This window comes from Isoptericola sp. 178 (genome assembly GCF_030586525.1).
Taxonomy (GTDB): Bacteria; Actinomycetota; Actinomycetes; order Actinomycetales; family Cellulomonadaceae; genus Isoptericola; species Isoptericola sediminis.
Window position 1 is genome coordinate 165513 of sequence record NZ_JAUQYN010000001.1, and the last position, 23501, is coordinate 189013.

Annotated in this window: 19 protein-coding genes; 4 read left to right on the forward strand and 15 right to left on the reverse strand. The window is 74.3% G+C overall.

Annotated features, from left to right (window positions below):
* Positions 1–23: 23 nt before the first annotated feature.
* Together Q6349_RS00660 and Q6349_RS00665 are read right to left on the reverse strand one after the other, a co-directional pair.
* The gene (locus Q6349_RS00660) at positions 24–3590 is read right to left on the reverse strand and encodes an ABC transporter ATP-binding protein (protein WP_304602457.1); all 3567 of its coding nucleotides are present in this window, start codon (positions 3588–3590) and stop codon (positions 24–26) included.
* A gap of 137 nt (positions 3591–3727) precedes the next feature.
* Positions 3728–4714 carry a malate dehydrogenase gene (locus Q6349_RS00665; RefSeq protein WP_171245455.1) on the reverse strand — a complete coding sequence of 329 codons (987 nt, stop codon included), beginning with the start codon at positions 4712–4714 and terminating at the stop codon, positions 3728–3730.
* A gap of 206 nt (positions 4715–4920) precedes the next feature.
* Here Q6349_RS00665 and Q6349_RS00670 point away from each other — a divergent pair, with 206 nt between their 5' ends.
* Positions 4921–6057 carry an aquaporin gene (locus Q6349_RS00670; protein ID WP_304602458.1) on the forward strand — a complete coding sequence of 379 codons (1137 nt, stop codon included), beginning with the start codon at positions 4921–4923 and terminating at the stop codon, positions 6055–6057.
* A 79-nt stretch (positions 6058–6136) separates the two neighbouring features.
* Here the strand turns inward: Q6349_RS00670 and Q6349_RS00675 are convergent, their stop codons facing one another.
* The gene (locus tag Q6349_RS00675) at positions 6137–6466 is read right to left on the reverse strand and encodes a DUF3017 domain-containing protein (RefSeq protein ID WP_304602459.1); all 330 of its coding nucleotides are present in this window, start codon (positions 6464–6466) and stop codon (positions 6137–6139) included.
* Positions 6467–6548: 82 nt separating this feature from the next.
* Here Q6349_RS00675 and Q6349_RS00680 point away from each other — a divergent pair, with 82 nt between their 5' ends.
* Positions 6549–7835, forward strand: a complete 1287-nt coding sequence (locus tag Q6349_RS00680; protein WP_304602460.1) for an NAD(P)/FAD-dependent oxidoreductase — start codon at positions 6549–6551, stop codon at positions 7833–7835.
* 108 nt (positions 7836–7943) lie between these two features.
* Here the strand turns inward: Q6349_RS00680 and purH are convergent, their stop codons facing one another.
* From purH to Q6349_RS00700, 4 genes are all read right to left on the reverse strand, one after another.
* Positions 7944–9575: a bifunctional phosphoribosylaminoimidazolecarboxamide formyltransferase/IMP cyclohydrolase gene (gene purH, locus Q6349_RS00685; RefSeq protein ID WP_304602461.1), complete on the reverse strand. Its 1632-nt coding sequence runs from the start codon at positions 9573–9575 to the stop codon at positions 7944–7946.
* 197 nt (positions 9576–9772) lie between these two features.
* On the reverse strand, positions 9773–10360 hold the full coding sequence (locus tag Q6349_RS00690) for a TetR/AcrR family transcriptional regulator (RefSeq protein WP_304602462.1): 588 nt from the start codon (positions 10358–10360) through the stop codon (positions 9773–9775).
* A 177-nt stretch (positions 10361–10537) separates the two neighbouring features.
* Complete coding sequence (locus Q6349_RS00695; RefSeq protein WP_304602463.1) at positions 10538–11002, reverse strand: hypothetical protein; 465 nt, start codon at positions 11000–11002, stop codon at positions 10538–10540.
* Between the two features lie 115 nt (positions 11003–11117).
* On the reverse strand, positions 11118–12386 hold the full coding sequence (locus Q6349_RS00700) for an MFS transporter (protein WP_304602464.1): 1269 nt from the start codon (positions 12384–12386) through the stop codon (positions 11118–11120).
* Between the two features lie 73 nt (positions 12387–12459).
* Between Q6349_RS00700 and Q6349_RS00705 the strand changes: the two genes are divergently transcribed.
* Entirely contained in the window at positions 12460–13017 is a 558-nt protein-coding gene (locus Q6349_RS00705; protein WP_171246329.1) for a helix-turn-helix transcriptional regulator, read from the forward strand.
* Here the strand turns inward: Q6349_RS00705 and purN are convergent, their stop codons facing one another.
* From purN to pcrA, 5 genes are all read right to left on the reverse strand, one after another.
* Entirely contained in the window at positions 13018–13659 is a 642-nt protein-coding gene (purN, locus tag Q6349_RS00710; protein WP_304602465.1) for a phosphoribosylglycinamide formyltransferase, read from the reverse strand.
* A gap of 9 nt (positions 13660–13668) precedes the next feature.
* The gene (locus tag Q6349_RS00715) at positions 13669–14955 is read right to left on the reverse strand and encodes a DUF6350 family protein (RefSeq protein WP_304602466.1); all 1287 of its coding nucleotides are present in this window, start codon (positions 14953–14955) and stop codon (positions 13669–13671) included.
* A 112-nt stretch (positions 14956–15067) separates the two neighbouring features.
* On the reverse strand, positions 15068–15964 hold the full coding sequence (gene sucD, locus Q6349_RS00720; protein WP_171246331.1) for a succinate--CoA ligase subunit alpha: 897 nt from the start codon (positions 15962–15964) through the stop codon (positions 15068–15070).
* A 27-nt stretch (positions 15965–15991) separates the two neighbouring features.
* On the reverse strand, positions 15992–17164 hold the full coding sequence (gene sucC, locus Q6349_RS00725; protein ID WP_304602467.1) for an ADP-forming succinate--CoA ligase subunit beta: 1173 nt from the start codon (positions 17162–17164) through the stop codon (positions 15992–15994).
* A 210-nt stretch (positions 17165–17374) separates the two neighbouring features.
* Positions 17375–20017 carry a DNA helicase PcrA gene (pcrA, locus tag Q6349_RS00730; protein ID WP_304602468.1) on the reverse strand — a complete coding sequence of 881 codons (2643 nt, stop codon included), beginning with the start codon at positions 20015–20017 and terminating at the stop codon, positions 17375–17377.
* A gap of 75 nt (positions 20018–20092) precedes the next feature.
* On the opposite strand from pcrA, the gene Q6349_RS00735 reads away from it, so the two are divergent.
* Positions 20093–21796, forward strand: a complete 1704-nt coding sequence (locus Q6349_RS00735; RefSeq protein WP_304602469.1) for a DUF389 domain-containing protein — start codon at positions 20093–20095, stop codon at positions 21794–21796.
* A 20-nt stretch (positions 21797–21816) separates the two neighbouring features.
* On the opposite strand, the gene Q6349_RS00740 is transcribed toward Q6349_RS00735, so the two are convergent.
* The 3 genes from Q6349_RS00740 to Q6349_RS00750 are packed head-to-tail and all read right to left on the reverse strand — an operon-like array spanning position 21817 to position 23201.
* The gene (locus Q6349_RS00740) at positions 21817–22275 is read right to left on the reverse strand and encodes a GNAT family N-acetyltransferase (RefSeq protein ID WP_304602470.1); all 459 of its coding nucleotides are present in this window, start codon (positions 22273–22275) and stop codon (positions 21817–21819) included.
* A gap of 34 nt (positions 22276–22309) precedes the next feature.
* The gene (locus Q6349_RS00745) at positions 22310–22792 is read right to left on the reverse strand and encodes a DUF456 domain-containing protein (protein WP_304602471.1); all 483 of its coding nucleotides are present in this window, start codon (positions 22790–22792) and stop codon (positions 22310–22312) included.
* Positions 22793–22829: 37 nt separating this feature from the next.
* Entirely contained in the window at positions 22830–23201 is a 372-nt protein-coding gene (locus Q6349_RS00750) for a hypothetical protein (protein ID WP_304602472.1), read from the reverse strand.
* Positions 23202–23501 lie beyond the last annotated feature (300 nt).

The window sequence follows — 23501 nt, forward strand, 5'->3', positions numbered from 1 at the left end:
AACTTTGCAGCAACGGTCGGCCCTCACCCCGCCAGGTGTCCCCAGCGCCGCTCCAGCGCCGACCAGGGCCCCACCTCGGCGACCCGTCCCTCGACCAGCACCACGACCCGGTCCGCCCGCGCCAGCGCCGCTCTCTTCGACGTCGAACCGATCACCGTCAGACCCTGCGCGCGCAGCGCCGCCCACAGCTCGACCTCCGTCGCCGCGTCGAGGGCGCTCGAGACGTCGTCGGCCAGCAGCACCTCGGACCCGGTGGCCAGCGCCCGTGCCAGGGCCAGGCGCTGCACCTGCCCGCCCGAGAGCCGCACCCCGCGGTGCCCGACCACCGCGTCCGCGCCGCCGGCATCGGCGACGTCCGGCGCCAGCCGGGCGACGTCCACCGGCCCCACGACGTCGCGCGCGTGGTCCAGCGTGACGTTCTCGGCGAACGTCCCCGACAGCACCCGCGGCACCTGCGCCACGTGCGCCACCCGGGCCGGACGCAGGAACGTCTCGGCGTCGGTGACGACCTCCCCGTTCCACCGCACGTCGCCGCGGTGCGCCATGAGCCCCGCCGCGGCGGACAGCAGGCTGGACTTGCCCGACCCGACCTGCCCGAGCAGCAGCACCAGCTCGCCCCGCTCGACCTGCAGGTCCACGCCCGTCACGCCGATCGTGCCGTCGTCGTGCACCGCCTCCAGCCCACTCAGCTCCAGCCGGTCGAACGGCGCCGTCGGCGGCGACGCGGGAACGGGCGACGGCGCGGTGCCGTCGAACAGGTCGACGCCCTCGGGCAGCCGGGTGAGGTCCGCGCCGCCCGCGAACGCCTGGGTCGCCCGGAGCCAGGCCCGGGTGCCGGGCGCCTCGGTGATCACCGCGCCGGCGACCACGCCGAAGTACTGGAACCCGCTCACGGCAGCGGTGACGAGCAACGTCGTCGCCAGGTCCCAGGTGCCGGTGAGCAGCAGCACCCACGCCGTCACGACGCCCGCCTGCACCATGACCGTCGGGATGCCGTCCAGCACGGCCTGCACCCGGTGCTCGCGGATCGCCGCCCCGACCCGGCCGGCGTCGACCTGGTCCAGGTGACGGTGCACCTGGGGGGTCCGCGCCGCGAGCTTCACGGTGCGCGCCGCGTCCAGCGCCGAGACCAGGGCGCGGCCGAAGCCCGCCCGCGCCTCCGCGGACCGCGTCGCCGTCCGCCCCGCCACCGGCCGCCCCGCGAGTGCGCAGGCGGCGGTCGTCACCATGACGGCGAGCAGCACCAGGCCGGCCAGCGGCTCGCGGCTGACGGCCCAGGTGACCAGCACGACGACCAGGCCGTTGAGGAAGTCCACCCAGCGGTCGACGTAGAGCACGAACCGGTCGGCGTCGAGCGCGCGGGCGACCACCTCGCCCGCCGGGGAACGACGCAGCCGGTGCCGCCGCGTCTGCCCCACCAGCACCGCGACGCGCACCCGCAGCATGATCTCGATCCACCACGACGGGTACAGCCGGACGGCCGCCGCCAGGCACAGGGGCGCGGCGAGGAGCATCGCCACGAGACCCGCCGTCTGGGCCACGGGCGTCCCGCCCGCGGCCACCGTCTCCACCGCGCGGCCCCACAGGAACCCGGCGAGCGCGCCCTGCGCCGCGAACAGCACGCTCAGCAGGAACAGGCCGGTCGCCGCGAGACCCCAGCGGGGCCGGGTCACCAGCGCGTGCAGCACGCTGCGGGCCAGGCCGGGCCCACGACCGGGCTCGGCGAGGGTCGGCGGTTCCCCGACGCGGCGCCGACCTCCGACACTGCCGGACGTCGCGCCGGCGGACCGGTCGGCCGACGGGACGTCGTCGCCGGCGTGCGGCACGGGCTCGCCGGGGTCGCCGTCGATGAGCACGTCGTCCCCGGTCCCACCTCCGGCGGCGAGCAGGTCGCGGAACGGCCCCTCCTGGCGCACCAGGTCGGCGCGCAGCCCCTGCTGGACGACCCGTCCGTGGTCGAGCACCACGACGCGATGGGCGCGGCGCACCGTCCCGAGCCGGTGCGCGACCACCACACCCGTCCGCCCGGCGAGCAGCCGGTGGGAGGCCGCGACGACGCGCTCCTCCGTGTGCGGGTCCATCCGGGCGGTCGCCTCGTCGAGCACCACGAGTCGCACGTCCCGCACGAGCAGCCGGGCGAACGCGACGAGCTGCTCCTCCCCCGCCGACAGGGACGTCCCGCCGGGACCGAGCAGGGTGTCCAGCCCGTCGGGCAACCCCGCCACCCAGTCGTCCAGCCCGAGCTCGTGCACGGCGGCCTCGACGTCCGTGCGGGGCAGGTCGGCGAACAGGGTGATGTTCTGCGCCAGCGTCCCGGCGAGGATCTCCGTGCGCTGGGTCACCACGCCGACGGCGCCGCGCAGGTGCTGCAGGTCGGCGTCGCGCACGTCGACACCGCCGAGGAACACGGTGCCCGGGGGCGGCTCGACCGCCCGGGACAGCAACGAGGCCAGGGTCGTCTTGCCCGAGCCGGTCCGCCCCACGAACGCGACCGTCTGCCCGGCCGCCACGGACAGCGAGACGTCACGCAGCGCGAACGTGCCCTCGTCGTAGGCGAACCGCAGCCCCCGCACCTCGATGTCGAGCGGGCGGTCCGGCAGCGTCGCGCCGCCGACGGGCTCCGGCTCGCTGTCCAGGAGCTGGCGGATGCGCACGACCGCGCCGAGCCCCTCCTGCAGGTCGGGCAGGTGCTGGGCGAGACGGTCGACCTGCCCGACGAACAGCGAGGTGGCCAGGAACAGCGTGACCAGGCGGTCCACGGGCATGCTGCCGGCGACCGCCAGGGCGACCCCCGCCACGACGACACCGGCCAGCAGGGCGTGCAGCAGCACGCCCGCCCGGGCCATGAGCCGGATCTCGACCCGGACCACCGCGAGCAGCGCGCGGTGCACCCGGGCGGACATCTCCGCCAGGCGCCGCAGCGCGAAGCCCTGCCCGCCGGCGGTCCGCAGGTCGTCCCGGGCCGCCACGCCCTCCTCGAGGACGGCCGCCTGGTCCGTCCAGGCCCGTTCCTCGACGACCTTGCGCCGTGCGATCTCGCCCAGCAGCGGTCGGACGGTCCACCACGTCACGGCTCCGAGCAGCGGGAACAGCACGCCCGCCGGCCACCAGGTGAGGGTCGCCACGACCCAGATGGGCCCGACGCCGACGACGGTGCGCCCCATCCCCCACAGCTGGCGGCGGGCGAGACCTCCGACCGAGTGGGTGTCGTCGTCGACCCGGTCGAGGATCTCCCCGACGGCCTGCTCGGTGAGGACGCCGAGCGGCTGGTGCAGGGCGGCGGTGAGCAGGTCGCGACGCAGCCGGCCCTCGGCCCGGTCGACGACGCCGGCCCACGCGACCTGGCCGGCCGCGTCGAGCAGGGCTCCGCCCATCAGGCAGAGCGCGAGCAGCAGGACGCCCGTCGTGGTCGGGTCCTCGGCGAGACCGCCGGCGACGACGGTCCCGAACGCCGTGCCGACCGTGCCGACGGCCAGCGCACCGAGGGCCACCGCGCTCACGGGGCCGCGCAGGCGTCGCCAGTCGAGGCGTCGCGCCGGGTCCTGGGCGACGGTCGTGGGACGCGCCGGCGGCGCGGAGAGCTCGATCACTCCTCGAGGCTAGGCCGCGGTCGGGCGCCGCTCGACTCCTTTTCCGCCGGCACCGGCGCGGACGCGCCGCCGGGCCCCGGCCCACCGCGGGAGGGGACGAGGCCGGGTCCCGGCGGGCCGACCGACGGGACGACCCGTCAGACGAGTCCGAGCGACCGCACCGTGTCCCGCTCGGCGGCCAGCTCGGCCACGCTGGCGTCGATCCGCTCGCGGGAGAAGTCGTCGATCTCGAGGTCCTCGACGACGTGCCAGGCGCCGTCCGACGCCGTGACCGGGTAGGAGCACACGAGCCCCTCCGGCACGCCGTACTCACCGCGGGACACGATCCCGGCGCTGGTCCAGTCGCCCGCCGGGGTGCCGTGCACCCAGTCGTGGACGTGGTCGATGGCGGCGTTGGCGGCCGACGCCGCCGACGAGGCACCGCGGGCGTCGATGATCGCCGCGCCGCGCTTGGCCACCGTCGGGATGAAGTCGTCGGTCAGCCAGGCCTTGTCGGCCGTCAGCGTGCCGCCGGGGGTGCCGGCGACGTCGGCGTGGAACAGGTCGGGGTACTGCGTGGCCGAGTGGTTGCCCCAGATGGTCAGGCGGCGCACCTCCGCGACCGGGACCCCGGCCTTGTGCGCGACCTGCGACAGCGCACGGTTGTGGTCCAGCCGGGTCATCGCGGTGAACCGGTCGGCGGGCACGTCGGGGGCGTGCGCGGCGGCGATGAGCGCGTTGGTGTTGGCCGGGTTGCCGACCACGAGGACCCGCACGTCGTCGGCGGCGCCGTCGTTGATGGCCTTGCCCTGCGGACCGAAGATCCCGCCGTTGGCCTCGAGCAGGTCGGCCCGCTCCATGCCGGCGCCCCGGGGACGGGCCCCGACCAGCAGCGCGACGTTCGCACCGTCGAACGCCCGCCCGGCGTCGTCGTCGATGTCGATCCCGGCGAGCAGGGGGAAGGCGCAGTCGTCGAGCTCCATCGCGGTGCCCTCCGCCGCCTTGACACCCTGGGGGATCTCGAGAAGCTTCAGCCGCACGGGGGTGTCCGGGCCGAGCATCGCGCCCGAGGCGATGCGGAACAGCAGCGCGTACCCGATCTGACCGGCGGCTCCGGTCACGGTGACGTTCACAGGAGTCCTCATGGCCCCACTCTGGCCTACCCGGGGGCGCACGTCATCCCTTGCGCGCCGGTGTCCCGGAGACCGGCCGACGAGGCGCGGTACGGTGCACCCCGGTGGCAGCGTTCGCCCGCGCGGCGTTCAGGTCGCGCTCAGGGACCGCTGCCAGCATCGCCGCGGCGCCCCGGGCGGCGCCCGCACACTTCTCGACACGAGCAAAGGACACCTCCATGGCCGCGCAGACCGTGACAGCACCGGACGTCGGGACGACGCCACGGGCCCGACTCTTCACCCGCATGACCGCGGAGGCCTTCGGCACCTTCGTCCTGGTCCTCGCGATCCTCGGCACGGCGACCTTCAACTTCGTGAACCAGGGATCGATCATCCCGATCGCCCTCGCCGCCGGCATCTCCCTCATGGCGGTCATCGCCGCCGTCGGCCACCTGTCCGGCGGGCACTTCAACCCGGCCGTGACCTTCGGTCTCACCCTGGCCGGACGGTCCCGGTGGGTCGACCTGCTGCCGTACTGGGTGGCCCAGCTCGTCGGCGGCGCAGCCGCCGGTGCGCTGATGCTGCTCATCGTCCCGAGCACCTTCCCGGCGGCGATCGGCGCGGCGAACGTCGGTGCCGTCCTCGCCGACACCGCCAACGGATACGGCGACCAGTCGCCGCTGGCGCAGCTGTCCCAGGGCCAGGTGACCTTCGACCTGGGCACCGCCGCGATCGTCGAGGTGGTCATCGCCGCGATCTTCGTCGGCGTGATCCTCGGCGTGACGAACGTGCGCGCCAACATCACCTACCCGGCGGTGGTCATCGGCCTCACCCTCACCGCGCTGCACATCGTGTCCTGGCTGGTCACGAACACCGGGCTGAACCCGGCCCGGTCCCTGGCCTCGGTGATCTCCCCCGACGCCTGGACCGCGAGCGGCGGCTTCGGCCAGCTGTGGCTGTTCCTGGTGGCCCCGCTCGTCGGCGCGGCCCTCGCGGCGCTCTTCGCGCGGGCGTTCGCCCCGATGGGCACGACGACGCCGGTCGAGGGCTGGGGCGAGCAGCCCGGCACCGCCGCGGGCACCACCGAGGCCGCGACCGCCGCGGCGGTCGCCTCCGCCACGGCGGCAGCGGTGACGACCGAGGACGCCGTGACCCCCGAGCGGCCCACCGCCGGCGCGGACGTCCCGTCGGACGAGACCACGTCGGATGAGACCACGTCGGATGAGACCACGACCGACGAGAAGGCGACCGGCACGGACACCACCGACAAGGACGCGACCGACGAGAAGGCGACCGACAAGGACGCCACCGACGAGAAGGCGACCGAGAAGGACGCCACCGACGACGACGGCACGGACTCCTCGAAGACGTCCTGAGCCGACGTCCCCCGGCACGACGAACGCCGGGTGGTGGTCCCGCGGGACCACCACCCGGCGTTTCGTCGTGCGGGAGGTGCTAGACGCCCGGCGCGCTGAGGGCCAGCACGGCGACGACGGTCGCGGCGGACCAGCACAGGAAGACGTCGAAGCCGCGGCTGCGGATCGCCAGACCCGCGGGCCCGCCCGGCGCGACGGCCCGCCAGGTGCCGGCCACCGCCAGGGTGCCGGCGATCGTCAGGGAGCCCACGCGGGCACCGACGAGCAGCCCGAGCAGGACGGCCAGCAGGATCCCGGCGAGCACCACCAGGATCGCCGGCACCGGGCTGCGCGCGTCACGATGCTGCCGAGGACCGGCGTCGAGGGCGTGCCAGGGCGGCCGCGCGGGGTGCGGGGTGTCGGGAACCACGGCCTCGAGACTACCTGGCCGACCAGGCACAACCGTCGCCCGCGACGCGAGGACGCCGTCGCAGCCCGGATAGGTTGGTCGGGTGCCATCCAGCCACGACTCCCCCGCCGCGACCTCCCGGCCCCGGACCTCCCGGCCACCGCGCTCCGTCGTCGTCGTCGGAGCCGGTCTGGCCGGCGCCCAGACGGCCACGGCCCTGCGCACCCACGGCTTCGACGGGCGCCTGACCGTCCTCGGGGAGGAGGGGCTGCCGCCGTACGACCGGCCTCCGCTGTCGAAGGAGCTGCTGTCCCGGCCGCAACCGCTGTGGCTGCGCGACGACCTCGGCATCGACCTCGACGCCCTGGCCGACGAGGTCCGGCTCGCCGACCCGGCGGTCTCCGTCGCACCCGGCCCGGTCCTGACGACACGGTCCGGCGACCGGTTCGCCCCCGACGCCGTGGTGCTGGCCTGCGGGTCGCGGCCGGTGCTGCCGCCGGGCTGGGACGCGGACGTGCTGCACACCGCCGCCGACGCGGACCGGCTCCGGCGCGACCTGCGTCCCGGCGCCCGGCTCGTGATCGTCGGCGCGGGCTGGATCGGCGCGGAGATCGCCGGCGTGGCCGCCGGCGCCGGCGTGGACGTCACGGTCGTCGAGGCGGACGAGGCGCCGCTGGCGCGCCAGCTCGGCACGGAGGTCGGCGACCACCTGGCGCCGTGGTACGCCGCGGCGGGCGTCCGGCTGCGCGTCGGGTCGCGGGCCGCCGCCGTCCGCCGTGACGGCGTCATCCTCGCCTCCGGCGAGGAGGTCACGGCCGACGTCGTGCTGGTCGCCGTCGGCGCGCGCCCCGCGACCGCCTGGCTGCGCGAGACCTTCCCCGAGACGGTCTTCGACCCGACCGGCGGGCTGCTCGTCGACGCCGGGGGTGCGGTGCCGGGCGTCGACGGCGTGTGGGCCGTGGGCGACGTGGCCTCGCGCCCGCACCCGGAGCTCGGTGTGGTCCCCGGCGGTCACTGGTCGGCCGCGTTGCACGACCCGGACGCCACGGCCCGGGCGATGCTGGGGCTGCCCGTCGAGCCGCCGCACGCGCCCTACGTGTTCTCCCGACAGCTCGGGCACGACCTGGCACTGTTCGGCCTGCCCGAGGGTGCGCCGGCGGCGTGGCGGGGCACCCCCGGCGAGGGCCCGTGGGCGGCGTTCTGGACCGACCCGCACCCGGACGACGGCACGTCGACGCACGACGCCGCCGTCCGGGCGGTGCTGCTCGTGGACTCCCCGAAGGAGGTCGGGGCGGTCCGCCGGGCGATGAACCGCCCCGGACCCCTGCACCTCGACCTGGAGCGGGCCGCCGACCCGGCCGTCAAGCTGCGCACCGCCGTCGTGACCTGACCCCCTGAGGGCCCCCCTCACCACCCCCTGCGGCCGTCGTGCGTGCTGGAACGGTCCCCCATCAGCGGTGATGAGGGACCGTTCCAGCACGCTCGATGCGGCGACGGGTCAGTGGGCGAAGTGCCGCGTCCCCGTCAGGTACATCGTGACGCCCGCGGCCTTCGCCGCCTCGACGACCTCCTCGTCCCGGATCGACCCGCCGGGCTGGACGACGGCGCGCACGCCGGCGTCGAGCAGCACCTGCAGCCCGTCGGCGAACGGGAAGAAGGCGTCGCTCGCCGCGACGGCGCCGCGTGCGCGCTCGGCACCCTCGGCGAGGGAGTTGGCCCGCTCCACCGACAGCCGGCAGGAGTCCACCCGGTTGACCTGCCCCATGCCGATCCCGACGGCGGCACCGTCGGCGGCGAGCAGGATCGCGTTGGACTTCGCGGCACGCACGGCACGCCACGCGAAGGCGAGGTCGGCCAGCGTCGCCTCGTCGGCGGGCTCGCCGGAGGCCAGCGTCCAGGACGCCGGGTCGTCGCCGGCGGCCTGGAACCGGTCGACCGCCTGGACGAGCAGGCCGCCGGAGATCGGCCGCGTCTCGGCAGGTGCCTCCGGGGCGCCCTCGACCACGAGCAGGCGGATGTTCTTCTTGGCCTGCAGCACCTCGAGCGCCTCGGGCTCGAAGCCCGGCGCCACGACGACCTCGGTGAAGACCGGGGCGATCTGCTCGGCGGCGGCCTTCGTGACCGTCCGGTTGGCCGCGATGACGCCGCCGAACGCGGACACCGGGTCGGTGGCGTGGGCGCGGGCGTGCGCCTGGGCGACGTCCGCCCCGACGGCGATGCCGCAGGGGTTGGCGTGCTTGATGATCGCCACGGCCGGGTCGGCGTGGTCGTGGGCGGCCCGCCACGCGGCGTCGGCGTCGACGTAGTTGTTGTAGCTCATCGCCTTGCCGTGCAGCTGGGTGGCCTGGGCCAGACCCGTCGCACCGTCGGTGCGGGTGTACAGCGCGGCACCCTGGTGCGGGTTCTCGCCGTAGCGCAGCACGTCGGAGCGCTCGTAGGTCGCACCGACGACGTCGGGCATGCCGGACGTGGTCGCGGCCTCGTCGGGAGCGTAGGCGCCGGCGAACCACGCCGAGACGGCGACGTCGTAGGTCGCGGTGTGCGCGAAGGCCGCGGCGGCGAGGCGCTTGCGCTCGGCGAACGTGAACCCGCCCGCCCGCGCGGCGGCGGTGACGTCGTCGTACCGGGCCGGGTCGACGACGACGGCGACGCTCGGGTGGTTCTTCGCGGCGGCGCGGACCATCGAGGGGCCGCCGATGTCGATCTGCTCGACGACGGCGTCGGGAGCGGCTCCCGACGCGACGGTGTCGGCGAACGGGTACAGGTTCACCACGACGAGGTCGAAGGGCTCGATCTCGAGGTCGCGGAGCTGGTCCAGGTGGTCCTGCTTGCGGGTGTCGGCGAGGATGCCGGCGTGCACCCGCGGGTGCAGGGTCTTGACGCGACCCTCGAGGCACTCGGGGAACCCGGTGAGCTCCTCGACGCGGGTGACGGGCACTCCCGCGTCGGCGATCCGCGCCGCGGTCGAGCCGGTGGACACCAGCTCGACGCCGGCGCCGTGCAGGGCGGTGGCGAGCTCGGCGAGGCCGGTCTTGTCGTAGACGCTCAGCAGCGCCCGACGGATCGGGCGGCGGGCGTCGTCGGCGAGCTGGACGTCGGGGGTCGAGGGTGCGGGGTGGGCACCGGACATCATGGTCTCCTCGGGGTCGGACCTTCGCGGAAACCCTGGCACCCAGGCGGGCGGCGCGCACGGTGTGGCTCGACGGGGGCCGAGTCGGCCGCTCCCCGGTGGTGGCTCCACCCTCGCCAGTCACGACCGGGGCCGATCCTACCGGCGCGGCCGCGCCGACGGGGAACCGGTGCGGCACCCGGCCGGGACCCGCGCGGTCAGCGCGGCGCCGGCACGACCTCGAACCCCAGCAGGCGCCAGGCGCGCACGGCGTACTGCTCGCGCTCCCAGGACGGGCACCGGGTCAGCGCGGAGGCGACCATCTCGATGCCGAGCAGGACGTCCTCGACCTCTGTCCCAGGAGGCACGTCACCGCGCTCCTGGGCGGTGTCCAGCCGGGCTTCCACGACGACGGCGAGCCGCGCCGTCAGGCCCAGGAGCCGGGGGTCCGGACCGGCCTCCGGGTCGCTCGTCGCCAGGTCGATGCTCACCACAGAGTCGATGGCGTGCCGCGTGATCAGCCCCAGCAGGTCCGGCAGGGTCGCGTCGGGGTCCGCGGCCCGCTCCTCCACGGTCGAGACCTGCTCCTCGAACAGCGCGAGGACCAGCGCCAGACGGTCAGGGAAGTGCCGGTACAGGCTCCCCTGGCCGACCCCTGCCCTCCGGGCGACCGAGTTCAGGGGGGCGTCGGCCCCGTACTGGGCGAAGATCTCGCGTGCTGCCGCCAGCAGCGCCGCGCGGTTGCGCGCGGCGACCCTCGGCCCCTGGTTGGACCGCCTGCCGTCCTTGCTCACCGACGTGGCCACGGTGCCACTCTAGACACAGCAGACCGGACGCCGTCGTCCGGTGACCTCGCGGCCGCGCAGCCGCGCAGCCGGCACATGATCACGCCGCCGGCCCCCTGGAAGGTGCCGACGGCGTGGTGCGTCGCTCCGTGCTGGACGTCTCACGAACCCGTCGGAGCGCAGCGCTCCGGAGCATCGTCAGTTGACACCCAGCTCCACCTTGTCGCTCATCTCCCACGTCGCCCTCTTGTCAGGGTCGTGGACGACCAGGAACTGGGGTGGGTCCGCATCCGCGAACGCGACCACCGTGACCTTCTCGTCCCGTGTCCCGTTCTCCAGGCGGCTCGCGACAGGATGCTTGAAGGTCACCATGTGCAAACGGCCGTTGGCGGTCTTCTCGGCCGATGTCGCCATGCCGCGGGCCATGACGTCAGCCGCGGTGATCACGGCCCAGAAGGCGATGACGGCGATGATGATCGCCGCGACCTGCCCCGGGCTGAAGCTCACCAGCTCGAGCTGGTTCACCGCCCAGGTGCCCGCTGCCGTGATGACCGGCGCCAACACACCGACCACCTTGGTGAGGCTGAAAGCCTTGGCCTGCACCACATCGGCCTGTTGGGCCTCCTCGTCCGTGTTCGTGAAGAACTGCCACAGGTTCGTCATGATCACACCTCCGTCCGGTGACCGAAGCCACCGAGGCTTCCTCTTCATTCTCGGCCGGGGCCGGGCCTCCTGCACGGCGTCCGCCCCCGGCCAGACCGGCCCCGGGCGGGGGACGTCAGACCTCGATCGCGTCGTCGGCCCAGCTCGCGGGCAGCCCGATCCGACGCACGGGCCGGGCGCACCACACGCCCACCACCGCGACGCCGAGCACCCCGGCGAGGACGACGAGCGTCGTCGGCAACCCGGCCGAGGCCAGCAGCCCCGCACCGACCAGGGGCGCCGACGGCAGCGCGACGACCCCGGACAGCTCCAGGACCGAGGAGAGCCGGCCCTGCATCTGCGGCGGGGTGATGGCGGCGACGTACCCGGCCAGGCCGGCGTTCGCCGCCGGCACCCCGAGCACGCCGAGGCCGAGCGCCACCACGAGGACCACGAAGTCCTGGGTCGCGGCCATGACGACGGCGGACACGGCCACCATCGCCAGCGAGAGCGGCGTGACCACACCCACGCGCACCCTCGCGACCACGGCCGGCGCGAGGAGCGCACCGACCAGCATCGACGCCCCGGCGGTGCCGGACAGCAGGCCGATCTGCGCCGCCGGCGTGCCGGCGGCGGTCAGGTCGAGCGTGATCGCCACCAGCAGCGCGTTGATGGCCACGTTGATGACCGCGAACAGCCCCAGGCAGATCCGGAACAGCGGGACCGACCACACGTACCGCAGCCCCTCGCGCAACGCGGCGAGGGGTCGGGTGCCCCGCGCCTCGGCGAGGTCGGTGTGCAGCGGCTCGCGCACCAGCCAGGTGCAGAGCGCGGTCATCAGGTGCCCGACGGCCCCGGCGACCAGCGGCACGGCGTGCGCGATGCCGTAGAGCAGCCCGCCGATCGGCCCGGCGGCGAGGCCGGCCGCCGCGTCCCGGCCCTGGGCCGCGGCATAGGCGGTCGCGAGCTGGTCCTGCGGCACGACGGAGCGGAAGGCACCGGCCACCGCCGGGTCGACGAAGGACCCGGCGACGGAGGAGACGAGCAGCAACGCCATCAGGTGCCACGCCCCGAGCGTCCCGGCCAGCACCGCGACGGCGCCGCTCGCCCACGCCAGGGCCGCCACCGTCGCCGCCACGACGACGAGGCGACGGCGGTCCACCCGGTCCGCGACGACACCCGCGGGCAGGGTGGCGAGAAGGGCTCCGGCGTGCCCGACGGCGGAGATCACCCCTGCCTGCCAGACGGAGCCGGTCACGGCGTAGGCCAGCAGCGGCACGGCGAACGCCGCCATGCCCGCCCCGAAGGCCTGCGCCGTGAGGCCGGACATCACGAGCAGGTAGGAACGGTTGGCCAGGAGGCTGCGCGGCGGGTGTCCCGAGGTCGGGTCGGCGAGGGTGGTCACCTGCGCAACAGTACGTGCGCACCTGTTATTGCGCAATAGTTCTTGCGCAATAGTCGTTGATAAACTCCGCGGCATGGAGGACACGTTCCTGGTGCAGACCCCGGAGGCGCTGAAGGCGATCGCCCACCCGCTGCGTCAGCGCATCCTCATGGACCTCGTCGTGGCAGGGCACGCCCGGGCGGCCGACCTCGCGCGGTCCGTCGACGCCCCGGCCAACTCGGTCAGCTTCCACCTGCGCACGCTCGCGAAGGCCGGGATGGTCGTGGAGGCGCCGGAGCTGGCGCGCGACGGGCGCGACCGCGTCTGGCGGCCCGTCGCCGAGAACTTCCGGGTCGAGCCGGGGACCGCCGGCACCGCCACGGAGATCCTGCGACCCGCGCTGGCCTGGGTCGAGCGGCTCTTCACGACGGCGAACGACGGCGGGCCCGCCGACGAGGGCACCAAGCGCCGTGCGCTCGTGATCAACAACGTGTCGCTGACCCCCGACGAGGCCCGTGCGTTCCGGGACGAGCTCGTCGCGTTCCACGAGAAGTGGGCCGACCGCGCGTTCTCGCGAGCACGGCAGGACCCGGACGCCCCCCGCGACGCCTACCAGGTCCTCCTGGCGCTCGGTCCTCGCGACGAGGGCTGATCAGCCGATGGCGGCGCGGCGGCCCTCGACGCGCAGCCCCTCCCGGGCCACGCGCCCGACGGTCTCCACGAGCAGCGACCGCTCGGCGACCTTGATCCGCTCGTGCAGCGCCGACTCCTCGTCGTCGTCCAGGACGGGCACGGCCGCCTGGGCGATGATCGGCCCGGTGTCCACGCCGTCGTCGACCACGTGCACCGTGCAGCCGGTCATCTTCACGCCGTAGGCGAGCGCGTCGCGCACGCCGTGCGCCCCGGGGAACGACGGCAGCAGCGCCGGGTGCGTGTTGACGACCCGGCCCGGGAAGCGGGCCAGGAAGTCCGGGGACAGGATCCGCATGAAGCCGGCCAGCACGACCCAGTCGGGCCGGAAGACGTCCACCGCCTCCGTGATCCCCCGGTCCCAGGCGGCGCGGTCGGCGAAGTCGGCCGGCGAGACCGCCACCGACGCCACCCCGGCGTCCCGGGCCAGGTCCAGGGCCCCGGCGTCGGGCCGGTCGGAGACGACCCCGACCACCCGGGCGCCGTACGCCTCGTCCTCGTGCGCGGCCAGCAGCGCCGCGAGGTTCGACCCACCGCCCGAGGCGAGCACGACGAGGCGCGCGCCGGACGTGGGGGGTACAGGATGGCCGGACGGTGTCTGCACGCGCCCACCCTACGTCCCCGGCGGGGTGCTCCCGTCGTCCGGCGCGGCCGGTGATCTCCGGGCGGCCAGCCACCGGCGCGCGACGGCCCCGAGCAGCACCAGCACCGCCCCGCCGCCGATCTCGGCCGCGACGACCCCGCCCGTCACCCAGGCGTCGGCGCCCACGACCGCGAACCGCTCCGCGCCGGCGGACCCGCCGGCGACCTCCTGGAGCACGACGGTCACCGCGCCGGCGGCGACGGCCACGCCGCCGGCGATCCAGGCCAGGTCGGGCACCCGGACGAGGTTCGGCTCGAGCCGGCGCCAGGCGAACCACCCCGCCGCCGCACCGCAGCCGACGACCAGCACCGGCGTCCACTGCGCGACCGGTGTCGACCAGGCCGGGCCCGGCAGCACGCCGAGCAGCGGCAGCCCCGGCAGGGGGCCGGCGTCGGTCGCCGCCGCCGAGAAGGTGCTGTCCGCACCGACCGCGAACCCCGGGCCGGCGAGCCACGCCGTCGACCAGAGCACCAGGTTCGGGACCAGGGCCGCCTGGGTGAGCAGCAGCACGACGACGGCGAACCAGCTCCCGCCCAGACCCGCCGCGACCTCGGCGGCGGTCCCTCGCCCGAGGACGATCCAGACCGTCGTCAGCACCCCGCCCAGCGCGGTCAGCAGGCCGAGCCCCACCAGTCCCGCCCGCAGCCCGAGCCGCGCCGTGTCCGGCAGGACGGGGTCCAGCCGCGGTGTCAGCCCGGCGAGCAGCGGGCCGTCCGGCGCCGAGAACATGCCGAGGGCGAACCCGCCCCCGCCCAGCACGACACCGCCCAGGACGGCGGCGCCGACCTGGACCGCAACCTCACCGACCGCCGGCGACGGGGAGGCACCGGCCGCCAGCACGACCGTCGCCGCCACGAGGGCCAGCGTGTAGGTGATCGTGCCCCCGAGCCACGCGGCCAGCGTCGGCACCGCCGACCGCTTGGCGGTGACGTGCGTGACGAACAGCGCCAGGGCGGTCAGCCCGAGCGGCACGACGGTCACCGTCGCACCGGCCGCCGCGAGGGGCACACCGTGCCCCAGCAGCCACAGGCCGGTCGCCGCCGTCCCGCCGGCCCCCAGGCCGCCGTCGGACCCGGACGCGCTCGGGGAGTCCAGCACCGCCGCCACCGCCAGCAGCGCGACGACCGCGTAGGACAGCCCGGCGGCCTGCAGCGCCGCCCACACCCCCGAGGAGGCCAGGGTGAACCGGTCCCGGAAGGTGCGGGTCGGTTCCGGCTCGACGACGGGGGCGTTGCGGCTGCTGGCGGTGGTGCTCACCGGCCCATCGTCACCCGGGGCCGACGGGCGCCGGTCCCTGCCACGCCGAGGACGACGACGCCCGCCCGGCCCGGCAGGCGCGGGCGGGGCGGGCGTCGGGTGCGTCGGACGCTCAGCGGCTCTGCAGCAGCTCGCGCATGAGACGGGCGGTCTCGGACGGCGTCTTGCCGACCTTGACGCCGACGGCCTCGAGGGCCTCCTTCTTCGCCTGGGCGGTGCCGGAGGAGCCGGAGACGATCGCGCCGGCGTGGCCCATCGTCTTGCCCTCCGGGGCGGTGAAGCCCGCGACGTAGCCCACGACCGGCTTCGTCACGTGCTCGGCGATGTAGGCCGCGGCACGCTCCTCGGCGTCGCCGCCGATCTCGCCGATCATCACGATCGCCTCGGTGGCCGGGTCGTTCTCGAACGCCTCGAGCGCGTCGATGTGCGTCGTCCCGATGACCGGGTCGCCGCCGATGCCGATCGCGGTGGAGAAGCCCAGGTCACGCAGCTCGTACATCATCTGGTACGTCAGCGTGCCGGACTTCGAGACCAGACCGATCGGGCCGGAGCCGGTGATGGTGTGGGGGGTGATGCCGGCCAGCGACTCGCCCGGGGTGATGATGCCGGGGCAGTTCGGACCGATCATCCGGGTGTCCTTGCCGTCGAGGTAGGCGAAGACCTCGGCGGTGTCCTGGACGGGCACGCCCTCCGTGATGACCACGAGGAGGCCGATGCCGGCGTCGATGGCCTCCACGCAGGCGTCCTTGGTGAACGCCGGCGGCACGAAGACGACCGAGACGTCGGCGCCGGTCTCGGCCATGGCCTCCTTGACCGAGCCGAAGACCGGCAGCGTGACCGGGTTGCCCTCGTGGTCGGTGTGCTCGACCGTCTGGCCGGCCTTGCGGGCGTTGACGCCGCCGACGATGTTGGCGCCGGAGGAGAGCATCAGGGCGGTGTGCTTGGCACCCATGCCGCCGGTGATGCCCTGGACGATGATCTTGGAGTCGGAGTTCAGGTAGATCGACATGTCAGTGAATCTTCGCTTTCCGGCGTCTCAGGCGGTCGCGGCGGCCTTGGCTGCTGCCGTCTCAGCGCCGCCGTCCATGGTCTCGGCAAGGGTCACGAGGGGGTGGTTAGCCTCGGTGAGGATCGCGCGCCCCTTCTCGACGTTGTTGCCGTCGAGACGGACGACCAGCGGCTTGGACGCCTCGTCGCCGAGGATCTCCAGCGCGCCGACGATGCCCTTGGCGACCTCGTCGCAGGCGGTGATGCCGCCGAAGACGTTCACGAACACGGACTTGACCTGCTCGTCGTGCAGGATGACGTCGAGGCCGGCCGCCATGACCTGCGCGTTGGCGCCGCCGCCGATGTCGAGGAAGTTCGCGGGCTTGACGCCGCCGTGCGCCTCACCGGCGTAGGCGACGACGTCGAGGGTCGACATGACCAGCCCCGCGCCGTTGCCGATGATGCCGACCTCGCCGTCGAGCTTGACGTAGTTGAGGTCGTGCTCCTTCGCCTTCGCCTCCAGGGGGTCCGTGGTGGCGGAGTCCTCGAGCTCGGCGTGGTCCGGGTGCCGGAAGTCGGCGTTGGCGTCGAGCGTGACCTTGCCGTCCAGGGCGATGATGTCGCCCTGGGAGGTCTTGACCAGCGGGTTGACCTCGACGAGGGTCGCGTCCTCCTCGGAGAACACGGTCCACAGCTGCTGGATCGCCGCGGCGACCTTGTCCTTGACGTCGGCGTCGAAGCCGGCGGCCTCGACGATCTCGGCCGCCTTGGCGGCGTCGATGCCCACGGCCGGGTCGACCGCGACACGGGCCAGCGCCTCGGGCCGCTCGACGGCGAGCTCCTCGATCTCCACGCCGCCCTCGACGGAGCACATGGCGAGGTAGTTGCGGTTGGCGCGGTCCAGGAGCACCGAGAAGTAGTACTCCTCGGCGATCTGCGCACCGGCGGCGATCATGACGCGGTGGACCGTGTGGCCCTTGATGTCCATGCCGAGGATCTCCTCGGCCTTCTGGGCGGCCTCCTCGGGGGAGTGCGCCAGCTTCACACCGCCGGCCTTGCCACGGCCGCCGATCTTGACCTGGGCCTTGACGACGACAGTGCCGCCGCCGAGCTTCTCTGCGCCCGCACGAGCCTCTTCCGGCGTCGTCGCGACGACGCCGCCGAGCACGGGCACGCCGTGCTTCTCGAAGATGTCGCGAGCCTGGTATTCGAACAGGTCCACCCTGCTGCGTCCTTCCATCGGTTGTGCCCCTGGGTCGGCAGAGGCCGGCCTGAGCGATGTCTCGACGTCAAGACATCTGCGCTCCAGAGTAGTGCGCCGCCGTCCGGCCACGGCACCCACAGCGCATTCTGCCCCCTCGACGTGATCGATTCCACAGGCCCCGGGGGGACGCCCTCGCCCGCCGCGGCAGGCATCTCGGACGTTTCGCGCCTACAGCTTGGTGACGGGGCTGAAACGCAGCAGCAGGCGCTTCGTGCCGTCGGCACCGAAGTCGATCTTCGCCACGGCGTTCTGACCGGTCCCCTCCAGGCCGACCACCGTGCCCGCCCCGTACGCGTCGTGGGTGACCTTGTCCCCCACCGCCAGCGACGGGATGTCGGTGTCCTGGCGCGGTGTCGCCGACCCGAACCGCGGCCCGCCGGACCCGCCGCCCGTCCGGCCGATCGGCCGCGGCGGACCGCTCGACGGCGCTTTCCCCGCCGCCGCCCGCGACCCGGCACCGGACCCGGCGCGTGCCGGTGCGCGGCCGGCACCGTAGGCGCCGCCGCCCCAGGTCGAGCCGCCGCGCCGCAACGTCTGCGTGGCCGACTCCGCCCGCCGCCAGTCGACGAGCTCGGCCGGGATCTCGTCGAGGAACCGGCTGGGCGGGAACTCGTTGGCCATCCCGAACGCCGAGCGGGTGCCCGCCCGCGACAGGTAGAGCCGTTCGCGCGCCCGGGTGATGCCCACGTAGGCGAGCCGCCGCTCCTCGGCCAGCTCGGCGTCGTCGTGCAGCGAGCGCATGTGCGGGAAGGTGCCGTCCTCCATGCCGGTGAGGAACACGACGGGGAACTCCAGGCCCTTGGCCGTGTGCAGCGTCATCAGGGTGACCACGCCCGGGTCCTCGACCGGCTCCTCGTCGTGCGCGTGCTCGGCGCCCCCGTCGGCGACGTCCTCGTCGGGGATCTGGTCGGCGTCGGCCACCAGCGAGACGCGCTCGAGGAAGTCAGCCAGGTCGCCCTCGGGGTCCATCTCGGTGAACTCGGCGGCCACGGCGTGCAGCTCGGCGAGGTTCTCGACACGGGTGGCGTCCTGCGGGTCGTCGCTGGCCCGCAGCTCGGCGAGGTACCCCGTCCGGTCCAGGACCGCGCCGAGGACCTCCGCCGGGGTGGCGTCGTCCTCGACCATCGCCCGCAGGTCGGCCATCATCGTGGCGAACGCCCGCAGCGGCTTCAGCGTGCGGGTGGTGACGGCGGGGATCTCGTCGACGCGCTGCAGGGCGGCGCCGAAGGAGATGCGCTCCGCCGCGGCGAACCCGGCCACGAGCGACTCGGCCTTGTCCCCGAGTCCCCGCTTGGGCACGTTGAGCACCCGGCGCACCGAGACGTCGTCGTCCGGGTTGGCCAGCGCCCGCAGGTAGGCGACGGCGTCCTTGACCTCCCGGCGCTCGTAGAACCGGGTCCCGCCGACCACCTTGTACGGCAGCCCGACGCGGATCAGCACCTCCTCCAGCGCCCGCGACTGGGCGTTCGTGCGGTAGAAGATCGCCACGTCGCCGGGACGCACGCCCGCGGTGTCCCCGAGCCGGTCGATCTCCTCGGCGACGAACCGGGCCTCGTGGTGCTCGTCGTCGGCGACGTAGCCGACGATCTTCGCCCCGTCCCCGGCGTCGGTCCACAGCCGCTTCGGACGACGACCCGTGTTGCGCGCGATGACGGCGTTCGCGGCCGACAGGATGCTCTGCGTGGAGCGGTAGTTCTGCTCGAGCAGGATCGTCCTCGCGTCCGGGTAGTCCTGCTCGAACTCGACGATGTTGCGGATCGTGGCCCCGCGGAAGGCGTAGATCGACTGGTCGGCGTCACCCACCACCGTCAGCTCGGCCGGGACCGCGTCCTGCTGGCCGGGCTCGTCCCCCGGCGTGCCGCCGACGAGCTCGCGCACCAGGACGTACTGCGCGTGGTTGGTGTCCTGGTACTCGTCGACCAGCACGTGCCGGAACCGGCGTCGGTAGTGCTCGGCGACGTTCGGGAACGCCTGGAGCAGGTTGACCGTCGTCATGATGATGTCGTCGAAGTCCAGCGCGTTGGCCTGTGCCAGCCGCGCCTGGTAGCGCCGGTAGACGTCGGCGAGCACCGTGTCGAACGCCGGCACCGAGGCGTCGGCGATCCCGCCGCCGGCCACCGCCCGCTCGCGCCACCCCTCCTCGGTCGCGTCGGTACCGGCCTGCTGCGCGTAGGCGTCCGGGTCGACCAGCTCGTTCTTCAGGTCGCTGATCTTCCGCGCCAGCGAGCGCGGCGGGTACTTCTTGACGTCGAGGTCCAGCTCCCGGCACACGAGGGTGATCAGCCGCTGGGAGTCGGCCGCGTCGTAGATGGAGAAGCTGGAGCGCAGCCCCAGGGTCGTGGCCTCACGGCGCAGGATGCGCACGCAGGCGGAGTGGAACGTGGACACCCACATCCGCCGGGCCGCCGGCCCCACGAGCTGCTCGACCCGCTCGCGCATCTCGGCCGCGGCCTTGTTCGTGAAGGTGATCGCCAGGATCTCCCCCGGCCGCGCGCGCCGGGTCGCCAGCAGGTGCGCGATGCGATGGGTCAGCACGCGCGTCTTGCCCGAGCCCGCACCGGCGACGATGAGCAGGGGCGCCCCGGCGTGCACGACGGCCTCGCGCTGCGGCTCGTTCAGGCCCTCCAGCAGCGCCTCGGCCTCCTCGGTGTCGGCGCTGGCACCCGCCCCCGGCTCCGTAGGCGGCTCGGGCACCCAGTCCGGAGCGCCGCCGTCGTCCCACCGCGGTGCGGTCGTGGGCAGGCGTGCGGTGTCGCCGGCGGGCGCCGGATCCAGTCCGGGGAGCGAGAGGCTGTCGAAGAGCGAAGTCATGGCGCACCCAGCCTAGGCGGTGCGGCCGACACCCGACGCCGCGCCGGGCGGTCCTACCCTCGCTATCGTCTCCGCATGGAGAGCCCCGCACGAGGCGGCACCGAGAGCACCGAGAGCACCGGGACGACCGCCGGCGCTCCACCCGTCCTGAGCCTCCAGGAGCTGCTGGCCCACCCGAGACGCCTGGTCAACCCCTCGACCGTGGGTGGGGCCATCGCGCTGGCCGTCGGCCTGGTGCTGGTGCTGGTGCCGGCCCTGTCCCACGAGCTGACGGAGGCGGTCGTCGGCATCGGCCTGCTGGTCTCGGGCGCGAACGACCTGTGGACGACCGTGCGGCGCCGGCAGGTCCGCGCGACGGTCCGGATGACGTCCGCCGTCCGCGGTCTCGCCTCCGTCCTGCTCGCGCTGGTCTTCCTGCTGTCGGCCCGCGCCGCGCTGGCCGCCACCATCCTGCTCGGAGCGATCTACCTGCTCTTCCGCAGCGTGCTCACGCTGCTGCTGGCCGCGTTCAGCAGGTCCCGCGACAAGCGGGCCCCGCGATTCGCCGCCGGCGGCGTCGGGCTCGCCCTGTCCGTGCTGATCCTCGCCGTCCCCGGCGCGTACGTCGACTGGATCGCGGCGATGGTCGGCGTCGTCGCCGTCCTCGGGGGCTCGATCACCCTCGCCTACGGGTACCGCGTCGCCGCCGGCCGGCTCCCGGCGCCCGACGGGCTGTACCCCTCGTTCACCGAGATCATCTGGACCTGGGTCGAGCACGTGGACGTCGGGACGACGCGGCGGGTGCAGATCGCCGACCAGCTCTACCTCGAACGTCCCGAGATGGCCGCCAAGCAGATCGCCTGGTGGACGATGCTCGTGCTCAGCGTGTGCATCGCCACCCTCGCCGTCCTGCAGGACTCGACGGCGGTGGTCATCGGGGCGATGCTCGTCGCGCCGCTCATGACGCCCATCCTGGGGCTCGCGGCCGCCCTGGTCAGCGGCTGGGCGTTCCGTGCCGTGCGCTCCCTGGCCCTGATCCTGGCCGGGACGGCGGTGGCGATCCTCCTCGCCTTCGTCATCGCCGCCTGGGTGCCGATCGTGGTGCCGTTCGACACGAACAGCCAGATCACCTCCCGCGTGGAACCGACCCTGCTCGACATGCTCGTCGCGATCGCCGCCGGGGCCGCGGGCGCCTTCGCCACGGTCGACCGGCGGGTCGCCGCCTCCCTCGGCGGTGTCGCCATCGCCGTGGCGCTGGTCCCGCCGCTGTCCGTGGTCGGCGTCGCGCTCAGCGACGGCCGCCTGGGTGACGCGGGCGGGGCCCTGCTGCTGTTCGGCACCAACTTCGTCTCGATCGTGCTGGCGGCGGCCGTGGTGTTCGTCCTCACCGGGGTGGCCGACCCGCGTCAGCTGCGGCGCGGCGGCCGCAAGATCCTGCTCACGATGGCACCGTTCGTCACCGCGGCGCTGGTGATCCTGCTACCGCTGCTGCTGACCACGGACGGCCTGCTCGAGACGTCGTCCCAGCAGCGCACGGCCCAGGGGGTCGTCGACGACTGGTTGCCCGACTCCTCGCGGCTCACCCTGACCTCCGTCTCGGTCTCCGACGGCACCGTCCAGGTCGACCTGGCCGGTGCCGCGGACGACCTGCCCGAGCTCGCCGACCTGCGGACCGCGCTGGACGAGCAGCTCGACGGCTCCTACGCCGTCGACGTGGCCGTCACGCCGGTCGAGATCGAGAGCGTCCCGGCCGTGTCGCCCTCGCCGTCGCCCTCACGGCTGAACATCGACCTCGGCTGACGCCGGCTGGTCGCACCCCGCTAGCTCGTCGAGGCGCCCGCCCCGACCCGCCGCATGGGCGTGTGCGGGATCCCGTCCTCGAGGTACTCGGGGCCGTCCGGCACGAACCCGAAGGTGGCGTACCAGCCGACCAGCGGGGACTGGGCGCCGAGCACGACGTCCTGGCCCGGCGAGGCGGTCGTGGCGGCCTCCACCGCAGCCCGCATGAGCACGGCGGAGGCGCCGGTCCCGCGCACGTCCGGGTGGCAGACGACGCGTCCGACGCGCTGCTCGCCGCCGTCGTCGAGCACGCGGGCGGTCCCCACGAGCCGCCCCGCGTCGAGCAGCAGGACGTGCCGCGTCGCGGGCTCGAGGTCGCGGTCGTCGAGGTCCGGGTAGGCGCACGCCTGCTCGACGACGAAGACGTCCTGCCGCAACCGGCACAGGTCGAAGACGGTCCGGGGGCCGAGGTCGTCGAGTCGACGGGTGAGGATCTCCACGGCGTCATCGTCACACGCCCGTGCGTCCCGCGGCTCAGGTGAGGACGAGCCCGACGATCCAGACGCCGGTCGCCAGCAGCCCGCCGAGGAGCTGGATGCCGATGGTGATCGCGGTCGCCTGGAGCGCGGCGACGGTCGCCTGCCAGGCGGCCGCTCGGTCGCGGCGCCGCACGAGCTCGACGAGCATCACCGCGAGGGTGAAGAACAGGAAGAGCCCGACCACGGGCACCAGGAAGAACCCGACGATCCCCGCGATGCCCCCGACGGCGAGCGTGAACCACGGCACCTCGGCACGCCGCATGTGCCGGCCGGCCACGAGCCAGTTGCCCGTCTCGGCCGCGACGATCAGCAGGGCGGCGACGGCGAAGACCACCCACGCCGTCGTCCCGCCCGTGGCCCAGGCCCACAGCAGCAGGGCGCCGCCGACCAGGGCGTTGCCCGGCAGCACCTGGACGACGATGCCGACGAGGCCGACGGCGATCGCGAGGCCGACGAGGACCTCGCCGAGCACGCTCACGCGCCGCCCCCGGAGGGTGCGGCGGGAGGAAGGTGGGTCACCAGAAGACGGCGACGACGATGTTGACCAGCGTCAGGGCGCCGATCGTGTGCTTGAGGCCGGGGGTGACGGCACCCGTGCCGTTGTCCCCCTTGCGGCCCTGCCGCTTGGCGACGAAGGCGAGCACCGTGATGACCAGGGCGACCGCGAGCTTCACGCCGATCTTCGCCATGGAGGGGCCGCCGTCGTCCCACAGACCGCCGACCTCGGCGACGCCCACCATGAGGATGCCTGCCACCAGGGCGGTCGCGGCGCCGTGGAACACGCCGCGGTACAGGCCCGGGGTGCGCAGCGAGGCGAGGTAGCCACCCAGGACGATGGCCCACCCGACGAAGTGCAGCACCGTGAAGATGTTGTAGAGGAACTCCATGGGGGCCAGCCTAGCGACGGGACGGTGGCGCCCGGACCACCGCAGCCGTGGGACGCCTCACGTGCCGCGCGCACGTCCCATGATGCGGACCGCTGCTTTCGCGGGCCGACCGCCTCGGGTTACATTCGTCGCCATGACCACGGCCACGCCCCGGATGCGCACGACGAACCGTCGTGCCATGTCGGCGTGCCCGCTGCACCTGTGCATGTGCAGCTGTCAGTGCTGCTGTCGCTGATCGCGCCCCTCTCAGCACCTCCGCACCGCGGACCTGAGCACCGGCGCGCGCCGTCGGTCCTCACC